At 63.2% G+C, this 14,873-nt stretch carries 14 protein-coding genes and 1 tRNA gene; 9 read left to right on the forward strand and 6 right to left on the reverse strand.

Annotation, left to right across the window (positions count from 1 at the left end):
• The first annotated feature begins 53 nt into the window (after positions 1-53).
• Both PJK54_RS10480 and PJK54_RS10485 read left to right on the forward strand, forming a co-directional pair.
• Positions 54-1,634, forward strand: a complete 1,581-nt coding sequence (locus PJK54_RS10480) for a BCCT family transporter (RefSeq protein ID WP_271302768.1) — start codon at positions 54-56, stop codon at positions 1,632-1,634.
• 340 nt (positions 1,635-1,974) lie between these two features.
• Entirely contained in the window at positions 1,975-3,555 is a 1,581-nt protein-coding gene (locus PJK54_RS10485) for a BCCT family transporter (RefSeq protein WP_077379885.1), read from the forward strand.
• 96 nt (positions 3,556-3,651) lie between these two features.
• On the opposite strand, the gene PJK54_RS10490 is transcribed toward PJK54_RS10485, so the two are convergent.
• The 3 genes from PJK54_RS10490 to PJK54_RS10500 form a co-directional block, all read right to left on the reverse strand.
• Entirely contained in the window at positions 3,652-4,080 is a 429-nt protein-coding gene (locus PJK54_RS10490; RefSeq protein ID WP_077379887.1) for an organic hydroperoxide resistance protein, read from the reverse strand.
• A 99-nt stretch (positions 4,081-4,179) separates the two neighbouring features.
• Positions 4,180-5,037 (reverse strand): DUF3883 domain-containing protein, encoded by an 858-nt coding sequence (locus PJK54_RS10495; RefSeq protein ID WP_176493848.1) that lies wholly within the window; start codon positions 5,035-5,037, stop codon positions 4,180-4,182.
• A gap of 24 nt (positions 5,038-5,061) precedes the next feature.
• On the reverse strand, positions 5,062-5,925 hold the full coding sequence (locus PJK54_RS10500; RefSeq protein ID WP_271302769.1) for a YicC/YloC family endoribonuclease: 864 nt from the start codon (positions 5,923-5,925) through the stop codon (positions 5,062-5,064).
• Between the two features lie 199 nt (positions 5,926-6,124).
• On the opposite strand from PJK54_RS10500, the gene rph reads away from it, so the two are divergent.
• Positions 6,125-6,871, forward strand: a complete 747-nt coding sequence (rph, locus tag PJK54_RS10505) for a ribonuclease PH (protein ID WP_077379897.1) — start codon at positions 6,125-6,127, stop codon at positions 6,869-6,871.
• 133 nt (positions 6,872-7,004) lie between these two features.
• Here the strand turns inward: rph and PJK54_RS10510 are convergent, their stop codons facing one another.
• Positions 7,005-7,772 (reverse strand): exodeoxyribonuclease III, encoded by a 768-nt coding sequence (locus PJK54_RS10510; RefSeq protein ID WP_077379899.1) that lies wholly within the window; start codon positions 7,770-7,772, stop codon positions 7,005-7,007.
• Positions 7,773-7,858: 86 nt separating this feature from the next.
• Here PJK54_RS10510 and pyrE point away from each other — a divergent pair, with 86 nt between their 5' ends.
• The 4 genes from pyrE (at position 7,859) to rep (ending at position 11,925) form a co-directional block, all read left to right on the forward strand.
• Positions 7,859-8,533 (forward strand): orotate phosphoribosyltransferase, encoded by a 675-nt coding sequence (gene pyrE, locus PJK54_RS10515; protein ID WP_271302770.1) that lies wholly within the window; start codon positions 7,859-7,861, stop codon positions 8,531-8,533.
• Between the two features lie 55 nt (positions 8,534-8,588).
• Complete coding sequence (locus PJK54_RS10520; RefSeq protein WP_271302771.1) at positions 8,589-9,149, forward strand: YfaZ family outer membrane protein; 561 nt, start codon at positions 8,589-8,591, stop codon at positions 9,147-9,149.
• 145 nt (positions 9,150-9,294) lie between these two features.
• Entirely contained in the window at positions 9,295-9,768 is a 474-nt protein-coding gene (trmL, locus tag PJK54_RS10525; RefSeq protein ID WP_191236394.1) for a tRNA (uridine(34)/cytosine(34)/5-carboxymethylaminomethyluridine(34)-2'-O)-methyltransferase TrmL, read from the forward strand.
• A gap of 75 nt (positions 9,769-9,843) precedes the next feature.
• Entirely contained in the window at positions 9,844-11,925 is a 2,082-nt protein-coding gene (gene rep, locus PJK54_RS10530; protein WP_077379907.1) for a DNA helicase Rep, read from the forward strand.
• Between the two features lie 13 nt (positions 11,926-11,938).
• On the opposite strand, the gene PJK54_RS10535 is transcribed toward rep, so the two are convergent.
• Positions 11,939-12,433: a c-type cytochrome gene (locus tag PJK54_RS10535; protein WP_271302772.1), complete on the reverse strand. Its 495-nt coding sequence runs from the start codon at positions 12,431-12,433 to the stop codon at positions 11,939-11,941.
• Positions 12,434-12,578: 145 nt separating this feature from the next.
• Here PJK54_RS10535 and PJK54_RS10540 point away from each other — a divergent pair.
• Both PJK54_RS10540 and PJK54_RS10545 read left to right on the forward strand, forming a co-directional pair.
• Positions 12,579-12,655 (forward strand) — tRNA-Arg (locus PJK54_RS10540).
• 293 nt (positions 12,656-12,948) lie between these two features.
• Positions 12,949-14,406: a coniferyl aldehyde dehydrogenase gene (locus PJK54_RS10545; RefSeq protein ID WP_271302773.1), complete on the forward strand. Its 1,458-nt coding sequence runs from the start codon at positions 12,949-12,951 to the stop codon at positions 14,404-14,406.
• Positions 14,407-14,412: 6 nt separating this feature from the next.
• Here PJK54_RS10545 and rnk read toward each other — a convergent pair whose 3' ends face one another.
• The gene (rnk, locus tag PJK54_RS10550; protein ID WP_077379911.1) at positions 14,413-14,826 is read right to left on the reverse strand and encodes a nucleoside diphosphate kinase regulator; all 414 of its coding nucleotides are present in this window, start codon (positions 14,824-14,826) and stop codon (positions 14,413-14,415) included.
• Between the last annotated feature and the right edge of the window lie 47 nt (positions 14,827-14,873).

Here is a 14,873-nt window from a genome sequence, read left to right on the forward strand (position 1 = left end):
GGGTGTGGCTGATAGACTGCCCGGCTAATCAGACCATGCCCAGAGGCAGATAAATGACGGATACCACCCGGACCCTTTCGTCCGGCGCCGCAACTTCAGCAGCCCCTACCCCTGTTTCCCGCGCTTCCTCCCGGGGCCTCGACTGGCCCGTCTTCCTCCTCAGCGGTGGCGTGATGGCGGTGTTCGTGATCGCCGCACTGGTCAATCTCGAGGGCGTCTCGTCGCTCATCCAGCATGCCTTCGATCTCTCGACCGCCTACTTCGGTGCCTATTGGCAGGCGCTGATGATCGCCACCTTCCTTGTCGCCATCGGCATGACGTTCGGTCGCACGGGACGGGTGGTGCTGGGTGGCCTGGACACGCCGGACATTTCCACGCCGCGCTGGATGGCGACCATCCTGTGCACATTGCTGGCGGGGGGTGGCGTCTTCTGGGCAGCGGCGGAGCCGATCGCCCACTTCACCTCGCCGCCACCGGTGTTCGGCCCGAACGCCGCCGTGGGCAATCTCGATGCTGCCTACAACGCGCTGGCGCAGAGCTTCATGCACTGGGGATTTCTCGGCTGGGCGGTTCTGGGCAGCCTGACCGGCGTGGTCTTCATGCACCTCCACTATGAGAAGGGTCTGCCGCTCAAGCCGCGCACGCTGCTCTATCCGCTGTTCGGCGACCGGGTAATGCGAGGACCTGCGGGAGCGCTGGTGGATGCCTGCTGCGTGCTGGCGGTCATCGCGGGCACCGTGGGGCCAGTGGGCTTTCTCGGCATCCAGCTCAGCTTCGGGCTCAACGCGCTGTTCGGCATTCCCGACACCTACACGACGCAACTGGTGCTGTTGGCCATGTTGACCGCCGTCTACACCCTGTCAGCGGTGAGTGGTGTCATGCGCGGCATTCAATTCCTGAGCAGCGCCAATGTGCTGATCGGCGGCGCGATGTTGCTGTTCATCCTGATCATGGGACCGACGGAATTCCTCCTCAAGGCCTTCCCGCTGGGCATGGTGGACTACCTGAAACACATCGCGCCGATGGCGGTCTTTCGCGCGGACACTGGGTGGCTGAACAGCTGGACGCTGTTCTTCTGGGGCTGGTTCATCGGTTTCGGACCCCTGATGGCGATGCTGGTCGCGCGTATCTCGCGGGGCCGCACGCTGCGCCAGATGGTGTGGTTGATCACTCTCCTGTCGCCGCTGGCGACCTGCGTGTGGTTCACCATTCTCGGTGGCAGCGGTCTGGCCTTCGAGCTGGCCGATCCCGGCAGCGTGTCCGGCCCGTTCACCGGCTTCAACCTGTCGGCGGCCTTGATCGCCATCACCCAGCAGCTACCGTTCGGTTTCATCATGTCCGTGATGTTCCTGATTCTGTCGGCATTGTTCGTGGCCACCACTGGCGACTCGATGACGTATGCCATCTCGATGGTGATGAGTGGGCATGACGCCCCGCCACGCAGCGTGCGCGTGTTCTGGAGTCTGATCATGGGCGTGGTGGCAGCCTTGCTGATCTCGATGGGCGATGGTGGCATCAATGCGCTGCAATCCTTCATCGTCGTCACCGCCGTGCCGGTCTCGCTGATCCTGTTGCCGAGCCTGTGGAATGCGCCCGGCATCGCGCGCAGGATGGCCCGCGAGCAAGGACTCTGATTCATCCTCATGACTCATCCGACATGACTTTGGCTGACATGGTTCGCCCGACATGATTCGCCCGGCAGGATAGGCAGGGCCATGTCATCCGATGACGAGAAAGAAGACGCCGCCCTCCAGGGCGGCGTCTTCATGAGGAGAGGGACTGAGGGCACAAGCGGCGCGAAGGGGCACGACTCGAAGGATGCGTCATGTTACGGCGCGCCAAGAATGTAAAACGGCTGTAGGCTTGATGATACGTCGCGTTACATAGGTGTAAAAACAACCGCTTATCGCCTATTTCCTTCTGTCTCGACTGATACACTGCACCGTCACTCAGATCATGCCCAGAGGCTGACTAATGACGGATTCTTCCCGGACTGTTTCGTCCGGCTCCGCCACACCGGTAACTCCCCCCGCTGATTCCGCACACTCCCCGCAAGGTATCGACTGGCCTGTCTTCATCATCAGTGGTGGCGTGCTGGCGCTGTTCGCCATCGCCGCACTGGTCGATCTCGACGGTGTCTCCGCGCTCATCCAGAGTGCCTTCGGTGTCTCGACCCACTACTTCGGTGCCTACTGGCAAGCGCTGATGCTGGCGACCTTCGTCATCGCCATCGTGCTGACCATCGGCCGCACCGGACGGGTGCGCATGGGCGGACTCGCCGCGCCGGATATCTCGACGCTGCGCTGGATGGCCATCATCCTGTGCACGCTGCTGGCGGGCGGTGGTGTCTTCTGGGCAGCGGCCGAGCCGATCGCTCACTTCACCTCGCCGCCGCCGGTGTTCGGCGCCGATGCCCCGACGGGCAACGCCGATGCCGCCTACAACGCGCTGGCGCAGAGCTTCATGCACTGGGGCTTCCTGGCCTGGGCGATGCTCGGCAGCCTGACCGGCATCATCTTCATGTACCTGCACTACGAGAAGGGCCTGCCGCTCAAGCCGCGCACGCTGCTCTACCCGCTGTTCGGCGACCGCGTCATGCGTGGCCCCGTCGGCGCACTGGTGGATGCCTGCTGCGTGCTGGCGGTGGTCGCCGGTACCGTCGGCCCCATCGGCTTCCTCGGCCTGCAGGTCAGCTATGGCCTCAATGCGCTGTTCGGCATCCCCGATACCTACGCGACCCAGCTCACCCTGCTGCTCGTGCTGACCGTCATCTACACCCTGTCAGCGGTGAGCGGCGTGACCCGTGGCATCCAGTTCCTGAGCAGCACCAACGTCCTGCTCGGCGGCGCGCTGTTGCTGTTCATCCTGATCATGGGCCCGACCGGCTTCCTGCTGGATGCCTTCCCGCAAGGGCTGGTGCGCTACGTCGGCGACTTCGTCTCCATGTCCACCTTCCGTGCTGACGATGGCTGGCTGAATGGCTGGACGCTGTTCTTCTGGGGCTGGTTCATCGGCTATGGTCCGCTGATGGCGATGTTCGTCGCGCGCATCTCGCGTGGCCGTACCCTGCGTCAGATGGTGCTGTTGATCGCGGTCATCTCGCCGCTGGTCACCTGCCTGTGGTTCACCATCATCGGTGGCAGCGGTCTCGCCTTCGAGCTGAGCAACCCGGGCAGCGTCTCCGGCCCGTTCACCGGCTTCAACCTGCCGGCAGCGCTGATCGCCATCACCCAGCAACTGCCGTTCGGCTTCACCATCTCGGTGCTGTTCCTGGTGCTGACCACGCTGTTCGTCGCCACCACCGGTGACTCGATGACCTACGCCGTCTCGATGGTGATGAGCGGTCACGACAATCCGCCGCGTGGCGTGCGCGTGTTCTGGAGCCTGATGATGGGCGTGGTCGCGGCGCTGCTGATCTCGATGGGCGATGGCGGCATCAATGCACTGCAATCCTTCATCGTCGTCACCGCCGTGCCAGTGTCGCTGATTCTGCTGCCCAGCCTGTGGAACGCTCCGCTGATTGCCCGCCGCATGGCGCGTGAGCAGGGCGTCTGATCGGCTCGCACGCTCGAGAGCAATGAGCGTGTCGCACCATCAAAAACGCCGCCCCGAGGGGCGGTGTTTTCGTGTCTGGCTATCAGTCGTCAGTCATCAGACGCTGACGTTCAGCGTCACATCGATGTTGCCACGCGTCGCATTGGAGTAAGGGCACACCTGGTGCGCCTTCTCGACCAGCGCATCCGCCTCGGACTTGTCCATGCCCGGCAGGCTGATATCCAGCGCCACCTCGATACCGAAACCGGCCGGAATCTGGCCGATACCCACCTTGCCGGTGATCTCCAGGCCTTCCGGCAGCGTCACGCCGTCAGTGCTGGCCACGTGCTTCATGGCACCGATGAAGCAGGCAGAGTAACCCGCCGCGAACAGCTGCTCCGGGTTGGTGCCTTCACCGCCACCACCGCCCAGCTCCTTCGGCGTGCTCAGGGTGACATCCAGCGCTCCATCGGAAGAACGCGACTTGCCCTCACGCCCCCCAGTGGTAGTGGCTTCTGCACGGTACAGCACTTGTTCGATAGACATGCCTGACTCCTTGAGCGGAAAAGCCCTCAGCTGAGGGATGCAAACAAGATTGTGGCTGTGGGGCTGAGTTTCAATTGCTAGGACACGGGAGCCAGCCATTCACAGTAGATGTGCGCGATAGCTTTGCGGATTGAGCGTCAATTGCGGGTAAAGATCCCCCCTCAAGCAGTACATGTTGGGTTGGGTTAAGAAGCTAAAGATGCGGAAAAGATGGTAGTGCTCAGGATTGGCTTGCGAGCATTTGAGTTCATTTGGCGTGATGAAAAAAGCGCACTCTTTGGCGAATGCCGTCGTCTTCACCTCGATCCAGCGCTCTCGTCCATCCGCATCAAAGGATAGGACGTCATAGCCCAAGCCATCGCCCTGGGTTTCCGCCACATGCTCGACCTTCTCGGCTAGCGATGTCAGGCCTTCTTTTCTAAGGCGCATCTTTTCAAAGGCCACCACAAAGCGCTCGCCAGCACTCCCTAGTGCATGGTTGCGGGCTTCTCGTGCCAAGTAGTCGCGCTTAACCGGCGTGGGCGTCGTGTAACGCTGTTTGGCTTCCTGCACGCTGGTCTGAGGTGTTTTAGATTCCGGCGGTGTGACAATGATGGAAATATCTCTTGGGGCCGGCGCATCAATGACTGGCCGGTCTGCTGCATTGCGTGCTGCCTGATCGAATAGCTCAGTACGAAGTAGGTGGCGCTCAACAACATCGACCAGCATGCCCTGATAATTGCTCATCGGCTTGTAGCCATTGATATAGGGGCAGTCAGCATCTCGTAGCACGGCACTGATGTTTTGATGCTTAAATTCGATAGAAGCCTTTGAGCGATTATTTAATTTCTCGGCTAGCTCACGATTGTGGTCTGTTTTCACGTAATGCTGGCCACACAGTTCTGCAACCAGCATCTTCTTGTACGTTTCGACAATCGCTGTGACTTCTTCACCACTCCATGGTTCGGGTCTGCTCATCCGGCTAACTCCTTTGGCGGGATATCACTCGATATTCTGAATCTGCTCGCGCATCTGTTCGATCAGCACCTTGAGCTCGACGGCGCAGCGGGTGGTGTCGGCGACGACGGATTTGGAGGAGAGGGTGTTGGCTTCGCGGTTGAGTTCCTGCATCAGGAAGTCGAGGCGGCGGCCGATGGGGCCCTTCTGGGTGAGCTGACGACGGACTTCGCTGACGTGGGTGTCGAGGCGGTCGAGTTCTTCATCGACATCGGCCTTCTGGGCCATCAGGGTCAGTTCGGCTTCCAGGCGTTGCGGGTCGAGGGTGGCGCGGACTTCCTCGAGGCGGGCGAGCAGGGTTTCACGCTGTCGGGCGAGGATGTCCGGCATCAGGCGGCGGACTTCGGCGACGTGGCTGTCGACGCTGTCGAGGCGAGCGGTGATGAGTTCGGCGAGGCGTTCGCCTTCGCGGGCGCGGCCTTCGATGTGCTCGTCCAGCGCGTGCTTGAACAGACTCAAGGCATCGGCCTTGATGCGCTCCTGATCAGCGCCTTCGCGTACCAGTACGCCGGGATAGTCGAGCAGGGCGAGGCGTGAGGGCTGAGGGGCGTCCGGGCAGTGCTGGCCGACTTCGGCGAGCACGCGACTGAGTTCGCCCAGGCGTCTGGCATCGACGGCGAGGCTGTCGGCACCGGCTTCGGCGTCAAAGCGCAGCGAGAGTTCGACCTTGCCGCGATTGAGGCGCTTGCGCAGGCCTTCACGGAAGGCGCTTTCGAGTTCGCGCAGGCTGTCGGGCAGGCGGAAGTGCGGTTCCAGATAACGCTGATTCACCGAGCGCAGTTCCAGTGTCAGGGTGCCGTAGTCGGCTTCATGGGTCTGGCGGCTGAAGGCGGTCATGCTGTGGACCATGACGTGCTCCTTGTCGGTTGGCAGTCGGGAAGAAGGGGCGGAGCATGAAGCGTCCGTGATGATTGTCTTGAAGTGTACGCTCGCCGCTCTTGAGCGCCCAGTGCTCTCGGGCGGGCGGCCCGGTGTGCGGTGAAGGTCGTCGCCCGTGGGCGTGGCGTGTAGACTCTGGCCTCCCGAAGACTGCAACAAAGGAATCCCCATGAGCGAAGCCAACGTGATCCGCCCTAGTGGCCGCACCCCGGAGCAGCCGCGCGAGATCCGCCTGACCCGTGAGTTCACTCGTCACGCCGAGGGCTCGGTGCTGGTGGAGTTCGGGGATACCCGCGTACTGTGCACCGCCTCTGTCGTGGCGGGCGTGCCGCGCTGGCTGCGCGGTTCCGGCAAGGGCTGGCTGACCGCCGAGTATGGCATGCTGCCGCGCGCGACCCACACCCGCAGTGATCGTGAGGCGGCGCGTGGCAAGCAGGGTGGTCGTACGGTGGAGATCCAGCGTCTGATCGGCCGTGCGCTGCGCGCTGCGGTGGACCTCAAGAAGCTGGGCGAATACACCATCACCATCGACTGCGATGTGCTGCAGGCCGATGGCGGTACGCGTACCGCGGCGATCACCGGTGGCTGTGTGGCGCTGGTCGATGCGCTGCAGGGCCTGCAGCGTGAGCGCAAGATCAAGACGGACCCGCTGGTGAGTCTGGTCAGCGCCGTGTCCGTCGGTATCTACAAGGGCGTGCCGGTCACGGATCTCGACTATCCGGAAGACAGCAAGGCCGATACCGACATGAACGTGGTGATGGCGGAAGGCAAGGGGCTGATCGAGGTGCAGGGCACGGCCGAAGGCGCAGCCTTTGATCGCGCCGAGCTCAACGCGCTGCTGGATCTCGCCGAGCGGACCGGAGCGGAGCTGTTCGCCGCGCAGCGTGCGGCGCTGGGCATGCCCGCCGAGGCCTGAGTCCTTTTTCGGGACCCGACGGAAAACGCCCCCATCGCTTGCGCGGTGGGGGCGTTTTCGTCAGTGCCGGATGGCACATCATGCGACTGGCAGGGTGGCCCGAGGCCGAGCGCTCAAGGCGAGACGCGACGGATCACAGTTCGAGGTCGTACTCGACGATCACCGGTGCGAATTCGCTGAAGGTCGCGTCGGTATCGATCCATGCGTCCTTGATGTGACGACGCAGGTTCGGGTCGATGACCTGATAGTCCAGGCGCCAGCCTTCCTGACGGGCGCGCGGCTGGTCACTGTCCAGCGCCGGCCACCAGGAGTACTGGTGAGCCTCGCGATTGACCTCACGGAAGGCATCGATGAAGCCGATCGGGCCGAAGACCTGATCCATCCAGGCGCGCTCTTCCGGCTTGAAGCCGGGCGTCATCTGGTTGTCGGACCAGTTGGCGAGATCGACGGTCTTGTGGGCCACATGCCAGGTGCCGCAGATCATGTAATCACGACGCTTGCGGCGCAGCTTGCTGAGGTATTCCTGATACTGCTCCATGAAGGCGCCCTTGGCGTCCGGATCACTGCCGTCAGGCATCAGGAAGGAGCAGATGCTGAAGCGGTCGTAATCGGCCTGCAGGTAGCGGCCTTCGTTGTCGCACTGCTCGAAGCCCAGTCCATACATGATGGCCTTGGGAATCTGGCGGCAGTAGAGGCCTACGCCCGAGAAGCCGTCTTTCTCGGCGTCAAGGAAGTAGCCTTCATACCCTTCCGGGTAGAGGATGCTGTCGTCGAGCTCGAAGCTCTTGGCCTTGAGGTTCTGGATGCAGACGACGTCGGCGTCCTGACTGGCAAGCCAGTCGAGGAAGCCGCGGCTGACCGCTTCTCGAATACCATTGACGTTAACTGTAGCGATTTTCATACGTGGTCCCTGGTTCGTCGCGCCTGTATGATACCCGAGCTTTAGACGATTTGGTAAATGGCTAACGAATTCAAAGGTGATATCGGATGCAGGACTACCAGCGGGAGTTCATTGAGTTTGCCATCGAGCAGGACGTGCTGCGGTTTGGCGAGTTTACGCTCAAGTCCGGGCGGGTGAGCCCCTACTTCTTCAATGCTGGCCTGTTCCGCTCCGGTCAGGCGTTGGCGCGCCTGGGCCGTTTCTACGCCCGCGCCATCGTCGACTCGGGCCTGGAGGCCGACGTGCTGTTCGGCCCTGCCTACAAGGGCATCCCGCTGGGTGCCGTGACGGCCGTCGCGCTGGCCGACCACCATCAGCGCGACATGCCGTTTACCTTCAATCGCAAGGAAGCCAAGACGCATGGTGAAGGCGGCTCGCTGGTCGGCGCGCCCCTCAAAGGCCGCGTGATGATCATCGATGACGTCATCACCGCCGGTACCGCCATCGGCGAAGTGATGGAGATCATCCACGCCGAGCGTGCCAAGGCGGCGGGGGTCGTGATCGCTCTGGACCGTCAGGAGCGTGCTCCGGATGGACAGGGTGGCCTGAAAGCGAACAGTGCCATCCAGGAAGTGGAAGCACGTTTCTCCATGCCCGTGGTCAGTATCGTGACGCTCGACCAGGTGCTGGAGTATCTTGAGCAATACGCACAGCAGGAACTGTCTGGGTACGCGGCAGCTATCCGCGACTATCGTGCGCAGTACGGTCTCCAGAGCGCCTGAGAGCGCTCATGACCCGCGCACACCACATTTCCCAGTCACGTAGAGAGACATGCACATGACAGCTTACCGTAACATTCTCGGCCTTTCGGCAGCTATCCTTGCCGCGAGCCTGTCCGCCCCGGCACTCGCCGGCAACGCCGATCTCAACCTCAACAGTGAAGCCGTCCAGGGCGAGCTGAACGGCGAGATCAGCAACGGCGTCCAGCTCGGCGGCGGTATCCTGTCCAGCGATGACCACGATGATGTCACCGCCGGTCACGTCCAGCTGCTGGGCACCGAGCGCACCAGCGAATACGACGTGGGCCTCGGCGCACGCTGGAGCCAGTACGACACCGACCACGGTGACGGCGGCGGTCTGGGCCTGGGCGGCTATGGCTACTACTACCTGCCGGGCGCGCCGCGCGTCTCGCTGGGTGGCTATGGCTACGTCACCCCGGACGTCGTGACCAGCGACGAGCTGGAGCACAGCTACGAGTACGGTCTGCGCGCCCGCTACCAGGTCATCGACAACGTCGAAGGCTATGTCGGCTACCGCAAGGTGAAGGCGGACTTCGACAACCGTGACGAGCGCACGCTGGATTCCGGCCCGCTGGTCGGCATGCGTCTGCAGTTCTGATTCCCGCCCTGCGCGACGGATGCGCATTGCGGTAAGATGGCGGGCCCTTCGGGGCCCGCTTTGCGTTGTCCTGGCGGGCGGTGCTGCCATGAGGGGAATGCTGGCCTGCCAACGCCCTGTTTCGTCATCTGCCGCGAGTTCGCTCATGCTCGATATCGTGCTCTATCAGCCCGAGATTCCGCCCAATACCGGCAACATCATCCGCCTGTGCGCCAATACCGGCTTTCGCCTGCATCTGATCGAGCCGCTCGGGTTCGAGCTGGAGGACAAGCGCCTGCGGCGTGCCGGACTCGATTATCATGAGTGGGCACGTGTGCAGCGCCATGCCAGCTTCGATGACTTCGTCGCAACCGTGAAGCCTGCGCGCATCTTCGCGCTCTCTACGCGGGGTCGCACCGCGCCGCATGAGGCCAGCTTCCAGGCCGGTGATGCGCTGGTGTTCGGCCCCGAGACGCGCGGCCTGCCACAGGCGATGCTCGACAGTCTCCCCCGCGAGCAGGTATTGCGCCTGCCGATGCTGGCCGACAGCCGCAGCATGAATCTGTCGAATGCCGTCGCCGTCGTCGTCTACGAAAGCTGGCGTCAGCTCGACTTTGCCGGGGCCGTGCAGCTTGATTGAGTGCGCTGCCCGTTCATGCCCGGCACCACCAGAGATGTTTCTTCGATTGATTTCCTCGCCCAGCAGGACACCGTGATGACCGAGATCCGTGATCGCCTCGCCAAGCTCAACCCCCGCCAGCAGGAAGCCGTGCGCGCCATCGATGGCCCCTGTCTGGTACTGGCAGGGGCCGGTTCCGGCAAGACCAGCGTGATCACGACCAAGATCGCCTATCTGGTGCAGGAATGCGGCATGAAGGCACGCAACATCGCCGCCGTGACCTTCACCAACAAGGCGGCGCGCGAGATGAAGGAGCGAGTCGGCAAGATGCTCAAGGGCCGCGAGGGCCACGGGCTGATCGTCTCGACCTTCCACACCCTCGGCCTGACCATCATCCGCGGCGAGCTGAAGACACTGGGCTACAAGCCGGGCTTCTCGCTGTTCGACACCGATGACGCCAAGGTGTTGATCAAGGAGCTGATGCACAAGGAAGCCGACACCGACGCCGAGCAGATCAATGCGGTGCAGAGTCAGATTTCCACCTGGAAGAATGACCTCATCCTGCCCGGGGCGGCGCTGTCGCATGCCGAGGATGAAGACGCCCAGTACGCCGCGGTGATCTACGAGGCCTACAACCGGCATCTCAAGGCCTACAACGCGGTGGACTTCGATGACCTGATCCTGCTGCCAGTGGTGCTGTTCCGTGACCATCCCGAGGTGCTGGCACGCTGGCAACGGCGCATCCACTACATGCTGGTCGATGAGTATCAGGACACCAACATCAGTCAGTACCTGCTGGTGAAGATGCTGATGCAGGAGCGTCAGACCTTCACCGTGGTGGGGGACGATGATCAGTCCATCTACGCCTGGCGCGGCGCGCGCCCCGAGAACCTCGTCACCCTCGGCGAGGATTTCCCGCGGCTGAATCTGATCAAGCTGGAGCAGAACTATCGCTCCACCGGCATCATCCTGCGCGCGGCGAACACCCTGATCGCCAACAACCCGCACGTCTACGACAAGACGCTGTGGTCGCAGATGGGCGATGGCGACCCGATCCGCATCATCATGAATCGCAACGAAGAGGCCGAGGCTGAGCGCGTGGCGGGGGAGATCCTGACGCGGCGCATCAAGGAAGGCGCCGAGTGGCGTGATTTCGCGGTGCTCTATCGTGGTAACTTCCAGGCGCGTCTGCTGGAGCTGAAGCTGCAGCACTATCAGATTCCCTACAAGCTCTCCGGCGGTACCTCCTTCTTCGGGCGCAACGAGATCAAGGACGCGATGGCCTATCTGCGTCTGCTGATCAACCCGGCGGACGACAATGCCTTCCTGCGCATCGTCAACGTGCCGCGGCGCGAAGTCGGGCCGGGCACGCTGGAGAAGCTGGCCAACTACGCCACCGGGCGTGGCGTGTCACTCTACGCCGCCTGCAGCGAGATGGGCCTGCGTGAGCAGCTCAGCGAGCGCGCCCTGGACAGGCTGGGTCGCTTCACCCACACGCTGGACCGCGTGCGTCGCGAGATGGACGCCGGTCAGTCGATCAGCGCGATCCGCGAGCTGTTTCATGAGGTGGATTACGAGGGCTGGCTGTATCAGAACGCCAGTGCCCCCAAGATCGCCGAGCGGCGCATGGCCAACGTCTGGATCCTGATCGACCAGCTGGAGAAGTCGATCAGCGGCAATCCCCAGGAGGAGGTGGAAGAGCTTGAGGGCAGCGAGGCGATGGTCGGTGACACCGAGACCGGTGATGTCGCGGCGGCCATCTCACGTCTGGTGCTGCGCGACATTCTCGAGCAGCAGGCCGAGGAGGACGATTCGGACCGTGTGCAGCTTTTGACGCTGCATGCCTCCAAGGGCCTGGAATTCCCGCACGTCTACGTGATGGGGCTGGAGGAAGACCTGTTGCCGCACCGCAACTCCATCGAGATGGAGACGGTGGAGGAGGAGCGTCGCCTCGCCTATGTCGGCATCACGCGGGCACGGCGCACGCTGGTGCTGACACTGGCCCGGCAGCGCAAGACCTATGGCGAGATGATGGACTGCGTGCCGAGTCGCTTCCTGGATGAGCTGCCCCCCGAGGATCTCGAGTGGGAAGGGCGTGCCGACAAGCCGCAGGATCAGGAGAAGAAGGTGGCCCGCGGACGGGATGCCATCGCGGGCCTGCGTTCCCTGCTCGGTTAGTCGCGCTTGAGGGTCAGCGCACGGAGTCGAGCAGATAGTCCACGGCGGCCTTCACTTCCTCATCGGACAGCGCCGGGTTGCCGCCCTTGGCCGGCATGGCATTGAAGCCTTCGATGGCATGGGTGTAGAGCGTCTCGTCGCCCTTGGCGAGACGCGCTTCCCAGTCGCCGGCCTCACCCAGACGCGGTGCGCCGGCCGCGCCCGTGGTATGGCAGGCCATGCAGATACCGCCGTAGACCTTCTCGCCGTCGATCGCGCTGGCAGCGCTGGCGGAGTCGGTCTCCGCCGCCGCAGACGGCTGTTGGCCCGCTCCGGCCATGTCACCTGCGCAATTCTCACCTTTCAGGCATAGCTCACCCACCGGCTTGAGGCGCTCGGCGATGGCGTCATGCGAATTGTCCGCGGCGAGCGCCTGTGAACTGACAAGCACGCTGAACAGCATCGCGCTCAGGGAAACCGGCAGGGATGAGCGCGTGAGGAATGACGCGGATAGCTGGCGAGCTTGCATGAGGTGCACCTTTTGAAGGCTGTGTATCGAGCCAGTATAGCGCTGGCCGAGGGGGCGGCAACCGTGTGACGGGCGTGATATCTCGACAACGTAGAATCAAGACGTTACCATAAGCGCGCCTTGGTTCTCCGCAATCATGGCATGCGCGCCCATAGCTCAGCTGGATAGAGTACTGCCCTCCGAAGGCAGGGGTCGCAGGTTCAAATCCTGCTGGGCGCGCCAACGAATTCCGTCATCGGCCGATCGGCAAGATGACATCCGAGAAGCCCTCGCACCTCACGGTGCGGGGGCTTCTTGCATTCTGGCTTGCGTGGACTGTCGTGCAGACTTTCTTTGACGCCATCAAACGAGTGTTCTAAAACGGAGTGAGCCACGACGACGTCTGTCATTCTCGACAGCTCCCACCGGATACGCTCATGACGCCTGCTTCCCCTGAAGACCCCCGTGCTGTTGACGACCTCCCTGCCACCTCCGACGCTGCGACTGCCTCATCAGACCACGAGGGAGAGGCCGAGATGGCTCGCATGCGTGAGTTGCTGGACGCTCAGCGAGCAGCCTTCGCCCACGCGCCGATGCCGAGTGCCGAGGAGCGGCGTGGCTGGCTGGCAGCGCTGCGTGATGCGCTCAAGGTGCACGAGGAGGCCTTGGTCGCGGCCATCAGCCGAGATTTCGGTCATCGCAGTGCTCACGAGACACGCCTGGCGGAACTGGTACCGAGCTACGAGGGCATTCGCCATGCACGCCGTCACCTGAAGGGCTGGATGAAGCCCTCGAAGCGCCACGTCAGCGCCGCCTTCCAGCCAGCCAGTGCAAGTGTCGTCTACCAGCCACTTGGTGTGGTCGGCATCATCGTGCCGTGGAACTATCCGCTGTATCTGGCGATCGGCCCCTTGATCAGCGCGCTGAGCGCCGGCAATCGGGTGATGATCAAGATGAGCGAATTCACGCCGGAAACCGCCGAGGCGCTGCGCGGCATGCTCGCGGATGCCTTCGAGGAAGTGCAGGTCGCGGGGGTGACCGGCGAGGCCGAGGTCGCGGCGGCCTTCTCGGCACTGCCCTTCGACCACCTGCTGTTCACCGGCAGCACGGCGGTGGGCCGGCATGTGATGCGCGCCGCGGCGGAGAATCTGACCCCCGTCACGCTGGAGCTGGGCGGCAAGTCGCCGGTGATCATGTCGCGCCAATTGATGGCGGACGACGCGCAGCGCCGCAAGGCGGCCTCACGTCTTGCCTTCGGCAAGGGCATGAATGCCGGCCAGACCTGTGTCGCTCCGGATTACGTGCTGTGTGCGGAAGATCAGATCGAGTCGCTGGTTCAGGCGTTGGGGGAGTGCTTCCAGCGCTTCTATCCGCGCTTCGCCGAGACGCAGGATTACTCGCGCATCATCAATCAGCGTCAATACCAGCGCGTGAGGGAAGTGCTCGAGGATGCACTGGCCAAGGGTGCGACGCTCAGGCCACTGCTCGACAGCCCTGACTGGGATGACCCGGCGCTGGTCGAGAAGCGTCTGATGCCGCCGCTGGCACTGCTTGAGGTGACGGATGAGATGCGGGTGATGCAGGAGGAGATCTTCGGGCCGCTGCTGCCGATTGTCGCGCTGCCGGACGCGGCGGTGGATGAGCTGTCCGCTGCGATGGCCTACGTGAATGCGCGCCCACGCCCGCTGGCGCTTTACTACTTCGGCCACGACAAGCACGAACAGCAGCGGGTCACCGAGGGCACGCATGCAGGTGGAATGTGTCTGAACGACACCTTGCTGCATGTGGCGCAGGATGACATGCCGTTCGGCGGCATCGGGCCATCCGGCATGGGGCATTACCACGGGCGGGAAGGATTCCAGACGCTGAGCAAGGCCAAGGGCGTCTTTGCCAAGGGGCGCATGAATGGCGCGAAGCTGATGTATCCGCCCTATGCCGACGGGCCGGCAGCACGCGCCATCCATGGTCTGATCCGCCGCCTGCTGATGCGCTAGGCGCTGTCAGCGGTGCAGATCGCCCGCGCTTTCCGGCTGGTAGTGGAGCGCCTCGATGCGTACCTCGTGCAGGCTGCCATCCGGCAGCTGCCACTCGATGAGGCTACCGACCCGCAGCCCCAGCAGAGCGGCTCCCAGAGGCGCCAGTACTGACAGGCCATCCTGCTGGTCTGACAGGGCGTGCGGATAGACCAGCGTGCGTATCAGGGTCTGCTGGCGGGTCAGATCCGTGAACTCCACGCGGCTGTTCATGCTGACGATATCGGCGGGCACCTCGTGAGGCTCGACGATATCGCCGCGCTCCAGTTCGTCCTCAAGCTGTTCCGCCACCTGGCGGTCGGCAGCCGAGACGCGATCGATCAGGCGCTCGAGGCGTTCGGCATCCAGACGATTGATGATGATCGAGGGAAGTGTGGCCATGTGACCTCCTGTCAGGTGTGGTATCCGCGCCTTGCTGACAAGGCCTG

The sequence above is a fragment of the Cobetia sp. MMG027 genome, from assembly GCF_027947415.1.
GTDB classification, from domain to species: Bacteria; Pseudomonadota; Gammaproteobacteria; order Pseudomonadales; family Halomonadaceae; genus Cobetia; species Cobetia marina.